The 20,184-nt window shown below is 41.0% G+C and carries 23 protein-coding genes; 13 read left to right on the top strand and 10 right to left on the bottom strand.

The window, feature by feature from the left end:
* Positions 1 to 85: 85 nt before the first annotated feature.
* The gene (locus tag J8M01_RS06460; protein WP_211057420.1) at positions 86 to 292 is read left to right on the top strand and encodes a hypothetical protein; all 207 of its coding nucleotides are present in this window, start codon (positions 86 to 88) and stop codon (positions 290 to 292) included.
* Between the two features lie 586 nt (positions 293 to 878).
* Here J8M01_RS06460 and J8M01_RS06455 read toward each other — a convergent pair.
* From J8M01_RS06455 to J8M01_RS06425, 7 genes are all read right to left on the bottom strand, one after another.
* Positions 879 to 3,005, bottom strand: a complete 2,127-nt coding sequence (locus tag J8M01_RS06455) for a S8 family serine peptidase (protein WP_211057419.1) — start codon at positions 3,003 to 3,005, stop codon at positions 879 to 881.
* A gap of 298 nt (positions 3,006 to 3,303) precedes the next feature.
* Complete coding sequence (locus J8M01_RS06450; RefSeq protein WP_192510155.1) at positions 3,304 to 3,519, bottom strand: DUF6500 family protein; 216 nt, start codon at positions 3,517 to 3,519, stop codon at positions 3,304 to 3,306.
* Between the two features lie 42 nt (positions 3,520 to 3,561).
* Positions 3,562 to 4,782: a pyridoxal-dependent decarboxylase, exosortase A system-associated gene (locus tag J8M01_RS06445; protein ID WP_211057418.1), complete on the bottom strand. Its 1,221-nt coding sequence runs from the start codon at positions 4,780 to 4,782 to the stop codon at positions 3,562 to 3,564.
* 2 nt (positions 4,783 to 4,784) lie between these two features.
* Complete coding sequence (locus J8M01_RS06440) at positions 4,785 to 6,359, bottom strand: acyl-CoA ligase (AMP-forming), exosortase A system-associated (RefSeq protein ID WP_211057417.1); 1,575 nt, start codon at positions 6,357 to 6,359, stop codon at positions 4,785 to 4,787.
* Between the two features lie 9 nt (positions 6,360 to 6,368).
* Positions 6,369 to 8,138 (bottom strand): ABC transporter transmembrane domain-containing protein, encoded by a 1,770-nt coding sequence (locus J8M01_RS06435; RefSeq protein ID WP_211057416.1) that lies wholly within the window; start codon positions 8,136 to 8,138, stop codon positions 6,369 to 6,371.
* A 15-nt stretch (positions 8,139 to 8,153) separates the two neighbouring features.
* The gene (locus tag J8M01_RS06430; RefSeq protein WP_192509637.1) at positions 8,154 to 8,993 is read right to left on the bottom strand and encodes a lysophospholipid acyltransferase family protein; all 840 of its coding nucleotides are present in this window, start codon (positions 8,991 to 8,993) and stop codon (positions 8,154 to 8,156) included.
* Position 8,994: 1 nt separating this feature from the next.
* Entirely contained in the window at positions 8,995 to 9,249 is a 255-nt protein-coding gene (locus J8M01_RS06425) for a hypothetical protein (protein WP_192509636.1), read from the bottom strand.
* A gap of 315 nt (positions 9,250 to 9,564) precedes the next feature.
* Between J8M01_RS06425 and J8M01_RS06420 the strand changes: the two genes are divergently transcribed.
* Positions 9,565 to 10,335, top strand: coding sequence for a hypothetical protein (locus J8M01_RS06420; RefSeq protein WP_211057415.1), 771 nt, complete (start codon positions 9,565 to 9,567; stop codon positions 10,333 to 10,335).
* Between the two features lie 113 nt (positions 10,336 to 10,448).
* On the opposite strand, the gene J8M01_RS06415 is transcribed toward J8M01_RS06420, so the two are convergent.
* The 3 genes from J8M01_RS06415 to J8M01_RS06405 form a co-directional block, all read right to left on the bottom strand.
* Positions 10,449 to 10,586, bottom strand: a complete 138-nt coding sequence (locus J8M01_RS06415; protein WP_192509634.1) for a hypothetical protein — start codon at positions 10,584 to 10,586, stop codon at positions 10,449 to 10,451.
* A gap of 96 nt (positions 10,587 to 10,682) precedes the next feature.
* Positions 10,683 to 11,090: an ACT domain-containing protein gene (locus J8M01_RS06410; protein WP_192509633.1), complete on the bottom strand. Its 408-nt coding sequence runs from the start codon at positions 11,088 to 11,090 to the stop codon at positions 10,683 to 10,685.
* Between the two features lie 170 nt (positions 11,091 to 11,260).
* Positions 11,261 to 11,416 carry a hypothetical protein gene (locus J8M01_RS06405; RefSeq protein ID WP_211057414.1) on the bottom strand — a complete coding sequence of 52 codons (156 nt, stop codon included), beginning with the start codon at positions 11,414 to 11,416 and terminating at the stop codon, positions 11,261 to 11,263.
* Between the two features lie 246 nt (positions 11,417 to 11,662).
* Between J8M01_RS06405 and J8M01_RS06400 the strand changes: the two genes are divergently transcribed.
* The 11 genes from J8M01_RS06400 to J8M01_RS06350 all read left to right on the top strand — a co-directional run bounded on the left by J8M01_RS06400 (position 11,663) and on the right by J8M01_RS06350 (position 20,152).
* A complete protein-coding gene (locus J8M01_RS06400) occupies positions 11,663 to 12,946 on the top strand; it encodes an ATP-binding protein (protein ID WP_211057413.1) in 1,284 nt (427 codons plus the stop codon).
* Positions 12,947 to 13,096: 150 nt separating this feature from the next.
* Positions 13,097 to 14,296, top strand: a complete 1,200-nt coding sequence (locus tag J8M01_RS06395; RefSeq protein ID WP_211057412.1) for an AraC family transcriptional regulator — start codon at positions 13,097 to 13,099, stop codon at positions 14,294 to 14,296.
* Positions 14,297 to 14,812: 516 nt separating this feature from the next.
* On the top strand, positions 14,813 to 15,106 hold the full coding sequence (locus tag J8M01_RS06390; RefSeq protein WP_010366135.1) for a RebB family R body protein: 294 nt from the start codon (positions 14,813 to 14,815) through the stop codon (positions 15,104 to 15,106).
* A 37-nt stretch (positions 15,107 to 15,143) separates the two neighbouring features.
* A complete protein-coding gene (locus tag J8M01_RS06385; protein WP_010366137.1) occupies positions 15,144 to 15,413 on the top strand; it encodes a RebB family R body protein in 270 nt (89 codons plus the stop codon).
* Positions 15,414 to 15,500: 87 nt separating this feature from the next.
* Positions 15,501 to 15,767, top strand: coding sequence for a RebB family R body protein (locus J8M01_RS06380; RefSeq protein WP_010366139.1), 267 nt, complete (start codon positions 15,501 to 15,503; stop codon positions 15,765 to 15,767).
* Between the two features lie 107 nt (positions 15,768 to 15,874).
* Positions 15,875 to 16,063 (top strand): RebB family R body protein, encoded by a 189-nt coding sequence (locus tag J8M01_RS06375; protein WP_211057411.1) that lies wholly within the window; start codon positions 15,875 to 15,877, stop codon positions 16,061 to 16,063.
* A gap of 38 nt (positions 16,064 to 16,101) precedes the next feature.
* Positions 16,102 to 16,506, top strand: coding sequence for a RebB family R body protein (locus tag J8M01_RS06370; RefSeq protein ID WP_210995057.1), 405 nt, complete (start codon positions 16,102 to 16,104; stop codon positions 16,504 to 16,506).
* 81 nt (positions 16,507 to 16,587) lie between these two features.
* Positions 16,588 to 16,965: a hypothetical protein gene (locus tag J8M01_RS06365; RefSeq protein WP_211057410.1), complete on the top strand. Its 378-nt coding sequence runs from the start codon at positions 16,588 to 16,590 to the stop codon at positions 16,963 to 16,965.
* A gap of 20 nt (positions 16,966 to 16,985) precedes the next feature.
* Positions 16,986 to 18,053, top strand: coding sequence for a hypothetical protein (locus J8M01_RS06360; protein WP_211057409.1), 1,068 nt, complete (start codon positions 16,986 to 16,988; stop codon positions 18,051 to 18,053).
* Positions 18,053 to 18,595, top strand: coding sequence for a hypothetical protein (locus tag J8M01_RS06355; RefSeq protein WP_211057408.1), 543 nt, complete (start codon positions 18,053 to 18,055; stop codon positions 18,593 to 18,595). The genes J8M01_RS06360 and J8M01_RS06355 overlap by 1 nt, the downstream gene beginning before the upstream one ends.
* A gap of 3 nt (positions 18,596 to 18,598) precedes the next feature.
* On the top strand, positions 18,599 to 20,152 hold the full coding sequence (locus tag J8M01_RS06350) for a hypothetical protein (protein ID WP_211057407.1): 1,554 nt from the start codon (positions 18,599 to 18,601) through the stop codon (positions 20,150 to 20,152).
* Positions 20,153 to 20,184: the final 32 nt, after the last annotated feature.

The raw sequence follows: 20,184 nt of genomic DNA, 5'->3' as shown, positions 1-20,184 counted from the left end.
TTTCTCAAGCTGACTGTAAGCAATCAACAAAGAATGCGCATGACGTTTATCAGCAAGCTCTTGATATTCTTAAATCATTAAATATATGCAAGTTTATTGCACGATAAACCATAACGACAGCCATTCACACACGCCAACAAATCTATTTGTGACGCAATGGCAAGATAACCCAAGTTTGGCAAAATTTGATTGGCGCACTCAATACAACTACCTAGAGTTTAATGCCACATCATTTACCCAGAAGCAATACGTCTTAGAAGCGGCACTGACAGGTCAAGACAGGGGTTTATAAAGCAACCTATTGCAAGTTCAACAGTAACACAGCAATGGTTGCACCCCGTCGCTAAATAGCCAAAGTTGACCGGTTATAGTTACGCACTTAGGCTGTCCCGTCATGCGCAAAGTCGACAAGCCGTGCATAGTGTAAGTGAGTGGTTACAAAAAAGTATGCAATTTAGTGAAGCGTCACGCGTAAAGTGTATATATCAACGATCGCACTGCTCAAAAGTAATAAGGCACATAACTACGCTATTAATTGCCAAACTTCCTGTATAAAGTCAAAGGTAAATCTCATCGCTTGATTTAATCACACTCTGCATCGTAACAAAATATGGGTCACCAATTCATGATGACCCATAGTAGCAATCGTCTTATTTATCTATTTAACCTCAGCTCTGGATAAGCGAAATTTGCCCAATAAAGCTATTTTTCTCACTCTCGGCGTTGCTTTCATTTGTAATAGCCCGCTATTACTGCGTAAAAGCGCCTTGATATTGAACAAAACATCATCATTGGATTGTACGTAAATTTGTTTTCAAAACATTTTCTATTCCAAAACCCTTATCCAAACCTGAGGTTATTTATTCAGTCAATAATCACTATAGGGATTTTTTCTTCGTTACCTTCTCTTTATGGCCAATAACCCGCAGTGACCACCCTTTTAATATGCCTGATACAGCATTATTCTTATTATTAATTGTCACGGTTTCACCGTTGCTTTGTCTTAGACTAAAGTTACGATCTGTATTACTTACATCGGTCACGTGCAGTTTCCATTCTCCGTTGACTGCGTTAGACTTTTCATTCCAGAATTTATAACTTAACATCAAGTGATCATTGTATCCCTTATATAACACATCTTCTGCTACATCGATGCCTTGTGATTGAGAAATAGCGCGACCAACCAAATTATTATGTGGTGACATTAAGATACTACGCGTGCCACTGGGTGATTCCAGTTCAACCTTCAGGTCTGAGATCCGTGTATGATCAACATCTAAGCGAACTTGAACCGCTTCAACAAATAAGTCATCAGCAATTGTTACTGTGTCTGTTACCGTTTGTGCATCATCTGAAATAACGATATTTTTTGCCGTCTCAAGACCATGCCATGGCGTCATTATTAACGCTGAGGGTAAATCGGTGATCGCATAACGACGAATAAGTTCAGCGGCTTTATCAACATCAATTAAACCAAAACCATAATATGGTGAATAGCTGACTTTCTCTTGGGCATTATTCTGTGACCACCCTTCTAGTCCCACAACATCACCCACTAAAATATCTTGGTAATAAGGGTCTACTTTAGTGGCTGTTCTTGCCAATAAATGGCGGATATCACGAGCAGATAGCGAATGGTTTTGTTGTTCTGCTGCGGAAATCAAAAGCGCGATTGCGCCTGATGTATTTGGTGCCGCAGAAGAAGTACCATTCATGCTATAACTATATTCAGCTCGGCTTGCCATATAACCCACAATAGAAATAGTAGGATTACGATTTTGCAATAGAATCAAGTAGTCTAAATGACCCGCATTAGCCGCAAATGCCGCTGAAATCGCTTGCTTATCTTGTGCTGAAACCTGTGTATCATTTTCCTGTAAATGCGCTAATAACATAAAGTCTTTACCATAGTTGGCTCTATACTTTTCTGATATTGCGTATAAAGTATCAATCGCCTCCACATTGTCACACGCTATGCGGTTAAACACATTGGTATCTAATTCACCGCGAAGCTTAAGTAGTTCACAACTCAACGTAGGCGTAACGTGGCCCGGTGTCCCTTGGTCATTCCCTCCTGGTGCGGTCAAAAATACATTACTCCCAACAGAAGAGTATGAAGATAATTTACCATCCGCATTCAGCGCACTGACAGTCAGATTCCAATAATTAGCTTGTTCAAAGTCTACATTCGAATTATGCCACGGCAAACCAAAATTATTATTACTTGGGATACTATGTCCCTTAAAAATAAGCCCATTATCGCCAAAAGCATGCACACGCGTACCCGTATAGCCATTCCCTGCAGACTTCACAAATGTGGCTTCTCTTGGGTCTAGAATATGACTGGTAGAAACTTGCTCTAAAACACGCATCCGATCAGCTTGATCAATTAAAAGTACCTGTTCACCCGATGCAGCTGAAATTGTTTGAGAGTATTCATAAGGAATACTAATTGCTTGGCTCACACCATAGCTTTGATTAAATATACGAATTTCATCCGCAATCGTGTGTGCATTGATGTCACCGTCGTCACCATGACTTAGCTTCCACTGTGCATGGCTATCTACAGCTCCACCAAAATTGGCATAAGAAATGACTTTTGAGCTTGGCGCAACACCCCGTGCCCCAATATCATTCATAACCGCAGCGATAATACCACCCACCATAGTGCCATGAGAACCAGACACATTTTCATTGGTATTTGGGTCGATAATAACGTTGTCAGCTAAATCAGGATGAGATAGCTCAACACCAGTATCAATGACAGCAACTTTGACGCCTTGGCCTAAGTGCCCCCAAATATGAGTTTGCCATAAATTTAAATCTACTCCGGCAACTGTGCCTGCTCGCGTGCCATCGTTCAGCAGGTTCCACTGATATTGCACCAACGGATCGTACTTTAAATCAATCCATCGATTGTCATAGTCACGGTCTGTGGTCGCGCTGGCTTGAAATGCTAAAGCGGCAGATACTGCACATGTTAAAAGGGCGAGTTTGTTTTTCATAAGACTTCCTTCGTCAAATTAAGTTAATTATTATTAAAAGCGAGGCTTCCTTAGCCAGAAAGTTCACTAATAAAATCAAACCGAAGAAATCCAAAGAAATAACAAATAGGTAAAAAACAATTGTAAATCATTATAAAAAAACTATTCAAGTCATTGTTTTTATGTGTGAAAATAAAATTTAGGAAATTCAAAAGGCTCGATGAATATCAGCCGATATACATAAGTAAGCGCCTAACTTGGCGCTATTTTATGTCGCGAAAATGAGAAACCCGTCTCAACAGAATCCTTTTGTATCCTCCTATTCGGCTTCAACTAATGCTAATATCCGTACCGCTTTCTCAAAATGATCCAATTCATGTATTTGGATCCACCAAGTCGCCGCTTCCATTAACAGCGCAGGATCATCATTTTTATTTGCGAAAAAAGCATAAAATGACACCCCAACCTCCTCGCCTTTTTGTGCTATTTTTTTATTACACACTTGTATAATTTTATCTCTCAATACTCGACGCATAGACACTTTATTATTCCTTTTTAAACATTGGGGGTACTGACGTTACAATAGCACCTCTCGTAATGTTGGCTGACTGAGGAAGCTTTGCGGGCTTGCTGAAGCACCGTACGCACCCGATTGCATAACTGCAATAATATCATTAGGTTGACAAGTTGGTAAATGAACTTTTGCTGCAACAATATCTAAAGGTGTACATAAAGGGCCAACGATATCTACTTGTTCTTGGTTGTTATGTTGGTAACGGTTGGCAACACATACAGGGTAATTCTTTCTTATTACTTGTCCTAAATTCCCTGAGTTTGCCAAATGATGATGCATCCCTCCATCAACGACTAAAAATGTAGTGCCTCTAGAGACCTTCTTATCAACAACTCTCGTTAAGTATATACCGGCATCTGCCACTAAATAGCGACCTAATTCAAGGTGAATATCGACCCCTTTTAAAACCGCTGCATATGTCGTCAGTAGCACCTGTAAATTATCGATGATAGGCTCTAAGTTTAGAGGCGATTCATGCTCAAAATAAGCAACCCCAAAGCCTCCCCCGATATTAATATGTGATGCTTTAAAAGGCGTATCATTTAACAACCGGCTTATCAGTTCAAACGTTTGGTTGTGACATTCTATGATCGCCGCTTCACTTAAATTTTGAGAGCCTGAAAATATGTGAAACCCTTTAAAATCAATATAGTCAGAGTTAATATAGTCCAATACACCCAAGACTTGTTCTTCATCAATACCAAACTGCTTTGCTCCACCACTCATTTTCATACCTGATTGCTTTAACTCAAAAGCAGGATTAATACGCAACGCGACTTTTGCTCGTTTTTTTAGCGTCTCACTTAACGCATGTAGGCGAGTTAGTTCAAATTTTGATTCGACGTTAATTGTGACACCCGCGCAGATAGCAGCGCTCAGATCTGTATCACTTTTGCCAGGTCCTGCAATACTAACTGCGTGACTTTTCAGCCCAGATGCTAAAGCCAGTAACATCTCCTGATGAGATGCAACATCAAAACCGTCTATCACTGTCGCCATGCGAGTAATTAACGAAGGGAAAGGGTTTGCCTTTATTGCATAATGAAGCTTCACCTTACTCGGCAACCGTCGCTTTAAATTCTTAATATTATTAACAACTTGCTGTCCATCATAAATGTAGCATGGTGTACCACCTGCTATCTTAATGGCGTCTTCAATCGCCAGCCCCGCAACCTGCAACTGATTGTTTTCAACAACATGATGCACTCTACTTAACCCTGCCATTTTCAATATTGCTCCTGAAATAAACGCCCATACAGTGTATGCCAGTGGTTTCTATCAAATTTACCATTGCTATTTTTTGGTAACTGCTCGGTATATATAAATCTTTTTGGCACCATATAAATGGGGAGCTGTGCTCGACAGTGTTGGATCATTGCACTTAGGTGACTTGCGGTTTGCACCGTACTATTAACGATGGCGACAATCGCTTGACCTAACTCAGAATGGGGCACACCAATCACCACCACTTCGCTAACGTGATCATAGGTATAAACGACCTCTTCAACTTCTTGAGGGCTAACACGATACCCAGAGGTCTTTATTAAGTCATCTTTACGTGACACAAAATAGAAAAATCCCTCGTGATCTTGATAGACAATATCACCAGACCAAACCGCCCACTGTGGCAGCATCCGCTGCGCCAAACACACGGGTGCTCGTTTAAAACGTACCTGCGTTTTATCGGGATCATTCCAATAACCTTGGCTTACCAAAACGCCACTATGCACTAACTCTCCATGTTCAAACGGCACACATTCATTTCCTTGTTCATTAATCACTTGAATTCGCGCATTTGGAATGGCTTTACCAAATGAAGTTGGCCGCTCATCAAGATGCTCTGGCGGTAAATAGCATGAGCGAAATGCTTCTGTTAAACCAAACATCATATAAGGTAATGCATGAGGAATACGCTGTCGTAATTGAGTTAGCACGGCACTCGGCATAGCCCCGCCAGTATTACAGAAATATCGTAATGACATTAGATCTTGTGCTTGCCAGTCTCCTTTTGCCAATTGCACCCAAAGTGGCGGCACTAACGCCATTGATGTGAGCTGGTGATCACGGACTGCATCTACGATATCTTTAACAAATAAGTAATCTTGAAGATAACAGCTCGCCCCCGTCAAAAACGCGATTGTCAACTGACTAAAACCATAGTCAAAGCTCAGAGGGAGCACAGCCAGCAGTTTGTCATTTGCTTTAGTCGGAAGGTAAGCCACCACGCTCTGAGCACCAATAACTAGATTTTGATGTGTTAACACCACCCCCTTAGCTCGCCCTGTACTTCCCGATGTATAAAAAATAGCCGCTAAGTCTGTTGCTATCATCTGTGGTAAATCAGCTCTTAAATCGGTTATATCCAAAGACTGAATTGCATGCCAGTGATGCACCTGAGCATCCGTACTTCCCATACTCCCATCAAGCAACACAACATGCTTAATACTCGGTAGCTGCACTAAGTCTAATTGTTGATAACGCGATACGCTGGTGATCAACACCGTTGCAGCGCAATCTGCGACAATTTGCTCAACTTGCGGTTTTTTCAAAATAGGGTTGATCACGACGGCCACACCGCCCGCTTTACTCACCCCAAATATACTACTTACACAATTTACTGACTTGGTTGTATAAATAGCAACTCTCTCTTGTGTAGAGTCCATTATCGAAGCTAAAAAGCAAGCAACGTGATCAACTGAATTCGAAAGAGTTTGATAATTTACCCAGCTATTTTTACACCCAAGAGCCGGCGCGTCAGGCTTGAACTTTGCCTGTGTTTCAATTAATTCATGTAATAACATATATCTGGTTTACACCGTTGATTTTTTATTGAAAAGTGATTGATAATGCACTGAGCCGTGCAGTAAATTCTGATGCGTTCCTTGAGCAATAATTTGACCTTTATCCATAACAAAAATCTTATCTGCATCAACAATTGTGGAGAGCCGGTGCGCAATCACAATCACGGTTTTACCAACCATTAAGCGCTTAAGTGCAACCTGTACTAAATGTTCTGAGTGGTTATCTAATGCAGACGTCGCTTCATCAAGAATTAAAATCTCTGATTGTTTAAGTAACGCACGCGCAATGGCTATCCGTTGTCGTTGGCCACCCGATAACTGTGATCCATTTTCACCAATCTGACTTTGTAAACCATTTGGTAACGTGTGCAAAAACTCATGCACATTCGCTGACTCTATCGCAGCATGCATTGCTTGTTGAGTCACGGCTTTATCACAACCAAAAAGCAGGTTATTTTCCACCGTATCATCAATTAAAGTGACATTTTGCGACACATAAGCAATACTTTGTCGTAGAGAAAGCAGCGAATAGCGCTCAATGGCTACATCATCAATAAAAATGGACTTTTCTGGAGCTTGGTATAAACGTAAAATCAAATTTGCTACTGTTGTTTTTCCTGAACCAGAACCACCCACCACCGCGGATACTTTACCCGCTTCAAATACAACTGATACCCCTTCAACATGCAAACTCGAATGACTCCCATAGCTGAAGTTAAGATGTCGAAATGCGACCTCATGACTGCATTTGAGCAGAGGTAAATTGCCATCATCATGCTCAACCGGTGTATCGAGTAATGTAAACAAGCTACGTGCCGCAACGAACCCTTTTTGTAATTTTTGATTCACGACGGTTAATTGCTTTAAGGGTTTCAATAATGATCCCATCGCTAGCAGCATCATTGTGAATGTGCCTGCGCTCAGCTCAACAAGTATTGACTCAATACTTGCAAAGACCAAGATTACCGCAATTGCACCGGCCCCTATCAGCTGGATCACTGGGTTACTGATGGCGGATACCGCCGCCAGTTTCATTGTTTGCTGGCGAGTATGGTTATTTACTTTTAGAAAATCTTGATTAACGCGCGCTGTTGCATTGAAAACTAATATTTCTTGATGTGCACTAAATGCTTGATCTGATACTTTAGCCAAACCGCCCATACCATCTTGCAATTGTTTGCTCACTTTACGAAAACGTTTACTCACAATATTTATAATAAGTGCGATCAGCGGTCCAATGATCAGGAAAATTAATGAAAGCTGCCAACTCGCATATAGCATCATGGCTAACAAGACCATGACAATAATACCCTCTCTGATCACTGTAATAATGGCTGTTAAAAACGCTTGTGATAGTTGCTCAGCATCATAAGTGATCTTAGAGATCAACGTGCCTTTTGAGTACGAATTAAACACACTCATAGAAAAACACTGTACCCTTTCAAACACCTGCTGACGTATCGCATACGTCACATTTGATCCAGCATAAGAAATACAATAGTTAGACACAAAACTTGCGACACCACGAACAGCAAATATCGCAACAGTTAAGTAGGCTCCTTGAATGAGTGTATTAGGGTTTGATTGATTAAGACCATCATCAATAAGCGGTTTAATAAAATAAATCATCCCTGCATCCACTAAACTAAACAATATCAGCGCGCATATTCCAATAAAGACAACCCATTTTTGCGTCATCAAATAATGATATAACCGCACACTCACATTTTTATCTTCTGCGGCGGTTGCCACATTGATTAGAGCATTTACATTGTGCATTGCTGATCCCATGTACTAAGGCCTAAACCGGTTGTATGACCAATACCATTGCTCGGGATGTTTATATATAACCTCTTCAAAGCGTTGATATAGTTTCCCCATGGTAAGCGATATTTCTTCTTTATTATTATCAACGTAGCCATCAACAAAACGTTCAATCACCACATCATATCGATTGTTATCTTTGAGTACGGTGTAACACATCAGTATTGGCATTTTTCCATATGAAGAAATTAAAGCAGCGCCTGTTGGTGCTTGAGTTTTACAACCAAAAAATGACACCGGGGTCTCTTGTGCATAATGATCTGAGTGCAAACATACTGCTCTGTTATCACGTGATGCCTTCAAAAGTGCAATAATTGGGTTGCTGTCGTGCTTATCGATGACATCAATATTGGCAGAGTGATAAATGGATTTGGCTTTTGATAGAAATTTAGGAATTTTAGAGAGTGTCGTGACATTACCAGTTAAGTGCTGTATTGCAAATGGCACAAGCTCGAAGCAACTTGTATGCATTGTTGCGATACTCACCCCGCCTTCTCGAGATAATATATCCAGTGTTTGCGCATCACATACAATATCAATTTGCTGTTCTAATTCTTGCAACCAAAAGCACTCTACAACACCAAAAGCAATATTTTGATATGACCTCACCGCGATACGCAGGTTTTCTTCATCGGTATTGTATGGGTATGCGACACGCAAGTTACTCAATGCTCTGCATTTGGTTTTTTCAAATCCCATGATAATTTTTTCAGCTAACCAAAAAACAATGCTTTTTCGAGTATCTCGCTTGAGTAACTTCAATAAAAAAACAATAAAAGTGATTAAGTTACTGGCAATAAAATGCTTCATATTAATTTACTTTTTCACCAATAGCACATTTTACACCTGTCACTAATGAACCAAATGACTCAAACAACTCCGCTGATAACTCTATATTACTGGTATTCAAATTGAGCTTTTCTTCAAACTCCATTAACAGCATAACCACCCCCATAGAATCTAACTCCGCGTATTGGCCAAATAGCAAAGTATTCTCATGCAATTCACTTTCGTGAATATTTATCAAACTACAAACAGACGACTTAACAACCGACTCAACCTTCATCTTGAACCCCTAAAAATAAAACAGGTTATTACAATAATTAAAATATGAGTGTGGATCTTTAAGGTTTCTGTAACTGTGTGTAAGATGAAATTCAAAAGTGTAAAAAACTATATAAAACACTCAAGTAAATGGCGTACTCAGCGTACTTTTAGGCATTAAATGCAGAGGGAAAGCACCATAAGTCATAGAAATATAGGGGATTTTGTTTACAACAACATGTGATCAACACATTCATAAACACGCATCATCAGCATGACAAAACATGTTTAATAGCTCATAATCCCCGCACCGATTAAGCCTATATTGCAAAAATTAATGTATGATTTAGAGCAAGAAAGTACAGACGAAAACCTAAAAGCCAGCCACCATGCACAAGAGTTAAGTCTGTTTGTGTATGAAAATCACTCCTACCGATGGCTCACGTTTTCAGATGGTTTAATACAGGGCATTATGAGCCTAGCAAATCCATCACATATTATTGCTCCTGTCGGACAGGCCTTGTTATTGTTTGTATTGGCACCTCAGCCTAGCTATAGAGTTCTTAATCTTGGTTTGGGCACTGCTGCCATTGAACGAGCACTGAATCATTTAGCAAATAGTACGCCCTTTACGTTAGATACGCTCGTCAGTGTGGAACACAATGCAGCCGTTGCCCATTGTGCACAAGCACACTTTGAATTTACACCATCGACATTGCACATTGGCTGTGCTCAACAGTATATCGACGAAACAAGCTTGCAATTTGATGTGATCTTATTAGATATCATCCATACAGACCAAAAAAGTGACTTCTTACAACACGACAAGTTTTGGCAAAAAATTAGTCAAACACTCGCGGCTAAAGGGCAAATCACCTTTAACTTTAACGCCTACTCTGAACAAGGTTTAATCGCTTTGTTAAAGCGAATAAAAGCATACTTTAAAACAATATACATTATTGAGTTTCATGATTATAAAAATCTCATAATCTCAGCCTACAAAGCACATGAAGAAAGGTTAACCAGAGAAAATATTGAACATTCGATTCTTATAAATCAAGTAGCACCCAATCTGAGCAGTAGTATTAAAAAGATACTAAAATTATGAGTCTTTATTATATAGAAAGAACGTTTTTATCTAATTAGATATGTTGGAGTGATATTTCCCTGTGAAAGAGAAGCGATAGAAAGTGAGAGTATACAACTCTCACATAAAAACGTTTATTTATTAGGTTGACATCGACTTGCGGAACAAGGCCCTGTTATACCAAATCCGCCAGCAACATCTTTTGTTGCAGCTGTATCAAGTGGCTTTTGTGATAGAGATTTTAAGTTTCTTTTATTAAGTGTTATTTTCATTTGGAATTATCCTTATATTTATTTTGAGTATTTAACCTACTACAAAAAACCACACATTTAAATAGTTAAATATATAAAAATAAAGATAGCAATACATCATCTCCCTTCTTGCACTAATGACAGTAAAGCCGCTAACGCTTTGTCTGCATGTTGCTCACCCACAAATACATGGTCATGATAATACGCCGCAATCACGTTCGCGCTAACATGCACTTCAGTGAGCTTTGTTGCTATAGCCGCTGTTAAGCCAACCGCCTCTAAACTCGAATGTACCGCCAAAGTAATACATTTAAAAACACTCGAGTATGCAATATCATACTCGTTTGCTTTATCTTTTGTTAAAACAACCGTTAACCCCTCTTTTTCTTGAAAAGTGCTCACCGGCATGAGCTGAGCCAAAAGCGCATAATCCCATTTTTCTAACGTCGCAAATATATAGCACTCATTGTCTAAAGACGGTTCCATGCTTGCGATTAGTTTTTTTAAGTCAGTTTCACCAGACATCACGTTCTCCATTAGTGAAATATATAAGTTAAATGTAAAAAGATCAGGCTATCAAAATGGGCACCCATGAAGACATAGGAAATATTGTACTAAGCACATTAACACACTAGTACATACTAATGGCACACTCTAAAAAAGTACAACAATAAGGTATTCCACGCGAGCATACTTTATTTAACAATACGACCATTGCTATTGATACTGGCTGAGTAATTAACTAAACATAAAAGCCTTAAGATTAGCTTATCTAACGGAACCATTGCTAGTTGCTCAATCGCGATATTCATACCCACAATATATTCCGGCACGCTTTTCAATGCTGTCATTAAAATGACAATAAAATAAGGTAAAGCACTCTGCGTAATACACTGTAATATTAAAAACATTAACAAAAAAGTAAACTTATAATTCCAAAAAACTTTCACTATTGAGCGACTAATTATCGCCATTTTAATAAAAACACTACAGCGTTATAAGGAGTAACCTAATGGAAACGTTCACGAATGGGCGCATCAATATTAATGCGCACGCACTACAGTTACTGAGAAAAAAAAGCTTTAAGTCAAGAACAGTTGGCTCAAGAATGTATAGATAAAAGACTGCCAATTTCGGTTTCTTCAATAAAAAGAGCCGAAGCTGGAGAAAAAATACTCTATAGAACACTGTCGATATTTGCGCGCTTTTTTCAAGTCAGTATTGATGTATTACTGCCTAATTCACCTATACCTGCTTGGCTGTACACGCACTTAATAAGCCAGTCAGTAGAACCTTGTTTAGGTAGAGAATGGGAACTTCATCAATTACACTCATTACTAAATTATGTTGAAAGCCAACATCGCGCCAAAACTATTTACATTTATGGTATAACTGGTTCTGGAAAAACCCATTTACTTCACCACTTTATTGAATGTGTTAAAGCTGCGGGAAAATACGATTTAGCGTTTGGCCAGCCCCATAATTGCCCTCCCCATAAACTCAAATTTTCTATCGCTAATTTAATTAAACAACTATTAAAAATTGACCATACAGCCACTGAGGTAGTGATAAAAGAAAAAGTAAATTTAGTGGTAAGCTCTTCTTTGAGCTATATAAGGACTTTGCAATTACTGGCGATTTCACTCAATCAAAATCAACATAACACGCTAGAAAAACAAACACCGCTGCAAATAAATAAAATAGATAAACAGATTGCCAATGATTTAATACGTTACGCTGCTCACAAACATATTGCACTGGTCACCTTCGATGATGTACATCATTTAACTTATACACAAGTGCAATTCCTACGTTTATTTACCGAAGAAGAGTACGCCCAGCCCATCTTATTTATTATTACTGCCCAGCCAAAAGGTCTATTTACTTCAGTCCCAGGGTGGCTGTCTCTTGCTCACACCATGCCGTTAAAACAACTCAACCTAGACGCCCAAACTCGCTTAGCTAAACATTATCTCGCCAAAAGAGGATTATCTATTGCGAAATATCAGACCAGAGTAAAAATGGCGATAGAGCGCGCTGCTGGCAACCCCGCTTTTTTACAGCAATTACTCTTGTCTCCTCATTCTCAAACGTGCCCTCCCACTGAATTACAGCGATTTATAGACAATACATTAACTGATATGCCAGCAGAGCTCGCAGAGTTATTCCAATTCTCAGCTTTACAAGGATTTCATTTTAATGCCAGCCAATTAAGTCAATTTACACAGAAACAACACATACGTGCACCACTGTGTTTGGCGCAAAAAATGTTAGCCAGCGGATTAGTCATACGCGAGTCCGATCAATATCGTTTCTCACATCCGTTAATTTGGGAGAGCATAAAAAATCACCATACTCAATTTGCTAAAAACTCTGTGTAAAAAGGTCAAATAGCACAAGTGAGCCGGATCTGAGCCAATATAAAAAGCGATAAAAAAATATCTTTTCGTTGAAGCAAATAGTATGCGCAGCCTCATAAGTAAAATTTTTGCCTGCGCATGTTTACCCTCCATTCAATGAAAGGAAAAATCATGTCTGTACAGTTGAAAGTAACACCCAACATAACCCCGTGGATTGGCAAAAGTGATGCACTTTTTAAACTAAAACAAGATATTGAGAAACTAGCTTGTTCAACCATTCCCATCCATATTACCGGAAACTCAGGGACTGGTAAGTCACTTGCAGTACAACAAATACACCAATATTCGCCACACCAACACGGCAAACTGGTGATTTCATGTTGTAAATTGTGGGCACCTGAGAATATCAGCAATGAACTTGATTCATTACTCAACCAAGCCTGTCATGGCACCCTTTACCTGAAGAATATTGATGCGCTAAGTAGCACACAATTTGAACAGATAAAAGATTACTGGTTACTTGATAACCCACTCAATAATGCAGTTAGGCTCATTACATCAACCAGCCAATGTGCCAGAGCCGACGCAGGCCAAGTTGATGATTCACTCATATGGCTACAATACTACTGCCTCACTTTAGTGTTGCCTTCTTTATCGCAACGAAAAGGAGATGTCGAGCCACTCATAAGTTATTACCAAAAGACCGATCTGCGTATTGGGCAATTAAAATTAGAAAAGTCTACCATCGCGCTGCTTAATAACTATAGCTGGCCCGACAATGTAAAGCAGTTAAAACGTTGCTTAGAAAAGCTCACTTTCATTAACGACAACATCGAGATCACACCACAAGCCCTCATCGATGTATTTCCTTGTATGGCACCCAATTTTGCAAAAAATACAGAACTAAATCGTGATACCCAGCTATCTTTACAGCCTCAGCTGCCAAAACCTGACACTGACCTAGAAAGTGAATTAACTCTGGATTTCCAAACTATCAATACAGCCCCTCAGCTCACCGAAGCTGCAACGGCACATTACAAACCCCACCCTGCACTGAAAAGGGCACTAGATTACTTAGAAGCACACTACACACAACCCTTGAGCTTAAGCGAGGTCGCAGAATGTGCGTGTGTCAGTCCGTCGCACTTATCGTTTTTATTTAAGCGTTATGTAGGTCAATCATTTAAACAAACTCTGCTGCGTATTCGTATCAAAACCGCTATGGCGCGGTTCAAAGAGAACCCATACAGCCAAGTTACAGAGGTATGCGATGACGTTGGCTTTTCTGATTTAAGTTTTTTTGTTCGTAAGTTTAAAGCAGTGGTGGGCGTGAGCCCTGGAGTTTACCGTGACCAGAGGGCTAAGCATTAGCCAAATAAAGTATTTAATAGATATAGAAGTTTAGGAGCTGTTGATCTTTCAGGTTCATTTTTGCAGCAGCTTGATTGGGTTTTATACAAGGCAGAAGCTGCGTAGCATGATTATTCCATGGGAGTCAGCCGAGCACATAGTAGAAAAGCCAATCAAGCGCTGCCTACCGGTTCTTTTGAGCAGCCCTTTCTCTTTGCTGCTTAATATTCGCTTAGATTACTTGGCCATATATTAAGCGCCGCGATAAAAGCGCGCTCAAAGAGAACAGCAAAGATCAACAGCCCCTAACTATTGCTCTATGGTTAAACTTCTACATCTACGCAATAAAATGCGTGTACTTTAGACCCGTTATTTATTCCCTGTTTTTACCAATTAGCTTACGCGTTCTTACCAATCATCCAATCTGTGCAATACGTATACTGAGTTCAGTGCTTAGGCAAGCTGAATAGGTTTTTATTGCTTAAGAGAAACACGTTTATTCATTTGATTATTAACATAAAACAAAAAGGTTTAATTATGGCATTTCCAACAGCAGTGAACGACCAAATTACAGACTCTGTCACCCAAGCCAATGTAAAAGTGCTCGGTGATGCGCCCGCTATGTCAATGGGTAACTTATTTCAAGCTACTTCACAAGCACTGGCAAACGCTGCACATAATGCAACGTCGGCACAACAGCAAACGTCAGTAACGGCTCAGGCTGCGACCACAATGGGGGTGACTACGTTGTACTCAATTGATACAGCAACAACTGGCGTCGCAACCAAAGATATTCTTACTCCAAGCAATAAAGTCGCAGGGTTAGGTTAATAACTCGGTCAATCATTTTAACTTATAGGATATTAATATGGCATTTCCAACAGCCGTGAACAGTCAAATAACCGACTCAGTAACACAAGCAAATGTACAAGTTTTGGGTGACGCGCCTTCCGTCGCGATGGGTAACTTATTTCAAGCGACATCACAAGCCCTTGCTAACGCGGCCCACAATGCCACCACAGCGCAGCAGCAAGCAAATATTACGGCGCAAGCCGCCACCACAATGGGGGTAAGCTTACTTTACTCCATTGATACCGCATCTACTGGCATGGCGACAAAAGCAATTCTTGGCTCATAATATTTCAGCTAAGGTGTTTTTCGTCCCCAGTAAATACCCCTGTAATCATAATGGTTACATTTTAAAACTTTAAAAAGGAATAATACTATGGCATTTCCAACAGCAGTAAACAGTCAAATTACCGATTCAGTATCTCAAGTAAACACAAAAGTACTCGGTGATGCACCGGCGCTTGCAACTGGCAATTTTATGATTGCAACAAGCCAGGCATTGTCAAATGCTGCGCATAACGCTACTTCTGGGCAACAGAACAATGGCATTACAGCACAGGCTGCACTGGTTCAAGGTGTGAATACACTCTTTAGCGTAGATACAGCTGCAACGGCCACGGCAACACATAAGATATTTCGCTAATCAGTGAGTATCGCAGCATTGCCCAGCTTTAATCGGCAATGCTGCATTTTAAACACATTAATACCTTAGCCAACTGCGATAAACACTTACTCTGAAGGGGCTACACAATGACCGAGTCACTCTATTCCGTAGACATAGCAGCCATCGCAATGGCTAATTCCATCGCCTTATTAATGGAAAATGCCGTGAGTAATGACAAAAATGCGCAGTTAATTCAAAACGCGGCGGTAACACAGTGCTGTGTACTGATGGTATGCGCGGGTGCAGCACAAGCAGCAGTCGCACCTAAAAGTTAACGTCAATCTCAAGAAATAAACCAGTAAGGACTATAAAGATGAGCACAGTCAACGACCAAATAACAGATTCAATCACACAACTGAATGCATTACTCACCGGCGGAGCCGCGGCGCAATCTATGGGCATGCTCGATATAACGGGCACAGAAACCTTAGGTATGTCTATGTTTAACGCCATTACAGCGCAGCAAAATGCACAGACTTCAGCATCCGCCGCTGCCACTGCCAGTTGTGCAAAAATGCTAAACATTGAATTACCAAAACCGCTGCCTGAAAAAAAGCTCAAAGCGGATGCAAAACAGACGATTGCCGATTTAACGCATGCAATCACCGCAGTACAAAAAATTGAGCCCGCGCTTAAAAAACACGAGGCCACATTGCCTTCAAATACAAGTGAAGGCGGTACAAAAAAATCAAGTTCAAGTGACAGCGCAACAAGCTAGCCTAAATCGTTGATAAATAAAAACAGGTATTGAGTGTGTAAAAACGCACTTCAGTGAATATAGATAAAAAGGTAACTAACCATGTCCAATACCACACAAGTTAACCCACAAGTTGTCAATGCACTGGAGGTTATTCAGCACAATGCATTGTCTGGTGAAACCGCAAAGCTGTCTGGAGCTGGCAAAGCCTTTCAAGCTGTGTCACAGTCTTCGGCCATAGCAATACAAGACGCGACCGATAATTTACGTAATATAAATACTATGGCCACCACCGCAATGGGCGTTGCCATGGCGCAAATGTTAGCCACTGGGGATGTCGCCAAATATAACCCAATTATTGCCGCCGCCAATACCATGGTAAAAGATGGGGCTGATAACTTTAAAACGGTGGGTACCAATGCTGGTTCATTGTTGAATCAGTTCCCAACAGGTGCCAACACGCCTTCATCAAATAGTTAGAATAAAACAGAGAGTGAATTATGACGATTATGATAAACCAGAGTGAAGTCAAAGCATTAGATCAATTACCCGATAAGGTTCAAACATTAATCCAGTTGATCCCCGACGGTGACAGTGCGTTTGAAACGCTACTTAGTAATCAAGATGAGAACTTCAGCTTTAATTCAGCCGACAGCTTTGTAGAGCAGCTTGCACTGGGCATTCGCAATTCGTCACTCGTTTTATTACCCAATGCGGAGCTCGTTGCAGACATAAAAAAACTGTTAGATTTAAGTACCAATGACCTCCGAGATTTGTCATATGGTATGAATCGCGATGAAAATAACCTGTCGATGGAAAAACACCGGCAATTGTTACAAAAGTACCATTTACTCAATAGGCACGACTTTAGTGCCGTTAATGCTTTTTATAAACGTAACAATTTGAATGACAACTCAATTGTATGGGCCGCTGATTTTCAAGGTCAGATCACGTTGCAACGCACGTTAGCGTATTGTGAAAAAACCTTTTCAAGCTCCAATACTCAAATACGAAATGCCTGCCACTGGGCGTTAAGCCAAGCGCAAAACCTCTGTGAATTTGCACATTACTACTGTATCCACTTAATGTGGCAGCAACGCAGCACAGCTAAAACACCTCCCATAGATACCGTGGTTACGCAACTCATGCCATTGGCGCTTGCTCATTTAAACTGTCCAACCGTTACCTTTGAACTAGACGAAAACACCTTAAATCGCGCCATTGTGCAATGGCAAGAAGCTGATAACGCCGTTGGTTTTGCCAGTGTATCTGCTGGGTTACTCTGCATGATGTTGCACATCGACTTATCAGACTCCAGTGAGCTTGTCGCGCAAGCCAAACTATATATAACGACATTACAAAAACTGCTGGCCAAAACACTCGCCAGCGAACAGTTTGTTGGGCAAGCTGGGTTGGCGAAATATTACGTGCTTAAATTAACTGACCGCACGGTGGTAATGAGTGTGGACGCAGATGGGTGCTTAAGTATCGACAGTGATAGGCCCTCAAAAAAGCCAACCACTCCCCCAGCCAACACTGCCTCTAACACGTCTAAAGGAGCTGCATAATGGCTACCCCGACTGATAATAAACTCACAGCAAAAAACACATCAACCGCCGTGCAAAATAATTTAGATCAATTAGTCAATACTGCGATGCCAGCAGGGTTGAATGACTTACTTGCAGGGATAGATACTATGCTGGCCAATGCACAGCATACAATTGATAGCTCTTTGCAACAATCAACTGCGTTGATAGAGCATTCTCGTCAGCAATTGCAACAATTTGAACAACTGCAAGAACCAGTTCATAGCAGCCAACTAGGACTTAATCAAGGGGGGCCTGAGCACGATACTTATACCCTAGGTAAAACAACGCCGCAGCCAGAAAATGAGTCGACAGGCAATATTTTAACGCCCTCTTTCACGACACAACAAACCGCGGCATTAGAGGCTGCTCAGGCTGCGCAACAAACCATGGATGACGCGATTAAACAGATGCAGCAACAATTATTAGCACAGAGCAAACACTATGAAGCGTCTGTCGCAAAAAAAGTAGCATCTCATGAGGCGCATAACCAAGACCCACAACCTCATCAAGCGCAGGGCTAAACTATGATAGCCATTGAATTTTCAAGCGTCGAATGCTCTGCCGATGAAGACGTCAAAAAGCAGGCCGCAGTGAAACAAATGCGCGCGCTCATGTCGCGCTTAGAAAGCGCACCAAAGTATCACACTCTCACAGCAAAAGATCGTGCTCTACTGATTAAAGAAGGCTATGCCCGTGATTTGGTCGATAACTTAATTTTTATCACCGAACGAATGCTCACGCGGCCAAAAAGCTACGACAGTCAAGCGGTACAGCCTGATAGCCAAGATGACCTCGAGTTGGGGTTCAATTATGCTGCGTTTGACCCTGCGCTATTTGCCAGTAACACCATTAAAGCGCATTTTGCGCAATTATCACACGGATGCTGCGCGCTCTGTGAGAGCCCATTAGCCGCCACACAGTGCGGTGAAATTGGCCACTTTAGACCGGTAGACCTCCTTGATAACGCCGCAATTGATAAACAAGTTATCCAATCTCGATGTTCACCTTACTATGCCCTGGCCTACGAGCAAGAGAATTTACTTTATGTGTGCAGTGCGTGTAATGAACAACACAAAGTTGGGCTTTTCCCTGTAACTGGCCCTCGGTTTCCTAAAGTAGCCATCGAAAATGAGCATCCTTTACTGGTGAGCCCATACCATGACAAGCCACGTGACTATATTCGCTTTAACCCATTTACCGGTCAAGCATATAGCTATGACAAAGTAGCCGCTTTTTTAATGGCAACCCGTCAATTAACCGCGCCAGAGGTTGAGCAGTTGATTTGGTCACAACCGGATGTGATCCCCATGCAAGCCTACACGGGTATACTTTGTGATACCGCCAAAGAGCGCGATTTTTCATCTTGGTTTGCAACACTCGATCACCAAACCCAAATACACTTAAGCCGTGGCGAACTAAGCATTGACAGCTATGGCCTTAATCGCCCAGCATTGGTAAATGCAAGGCGTGCATTTAGTGCGCAACTGCTGTCATTTTATACCCACACACACAGCGCAAAGTCCAAAAGTCAGCATAAAAACACTGTTCGGGAAACAAATACAAACACACCCAACACTGAAACAAGTCCTGCTCAACCGCAATCTGATATCCCACTCACTGGATATCGCAGTTTTGCAATAGACGCGTTAAATAGCTGGCAACACGGCGTGAAACAACTCCCCACCCTTGTTCATGATGTAATAAAGCAGCCACTAGAAAACGCCAACAATCCTTCCGATGAAGCAATCGCGGCAGTTCGGGCATTTCCCATGTGGTTTAGGTCGTGCATTAGGTACTGTGTTGGGGAGTCGCACCTCACGCAACAGGACAAACGTCAGCTGGTATTCCTATCAGGTCAAGATGCGCATTATGGACAAAAACCGATAGAAAAGAGCGTATTTTTAGCGATTGACTGGTTAGCCGACCAACATAAAGTGATTAAAGTAAAATCGCATCGAAATATTTGGGAGACGTCTTTTGCAGAGCTTGCATGTTCACGGGCGCAGCAGCTCACTGATTTATTCAGTCACAATGAAGTCTGGGTGGAAGGGCCCTTCGTGCCCTTAGCACCAAAGTGATGAAGCCAACCTAGCATAGGTTTTTTTATTTA

The organism is Pseudoalteromonas sp. MMG005 (assembly GCF_018101015.1).
Lineage (GTDB): Bacteria > Pseudomonadota > Gammaproteobacteria > Enterobacterales > Alteromonadaceae > Pseudoalteromonas > Pseudoalteromonas aurantia.
The sequence above is the reverse complement of the archived record's forward strand: the minus strand, read 5'-3'. Positions and strand labels throughout refer to the sequence as shown.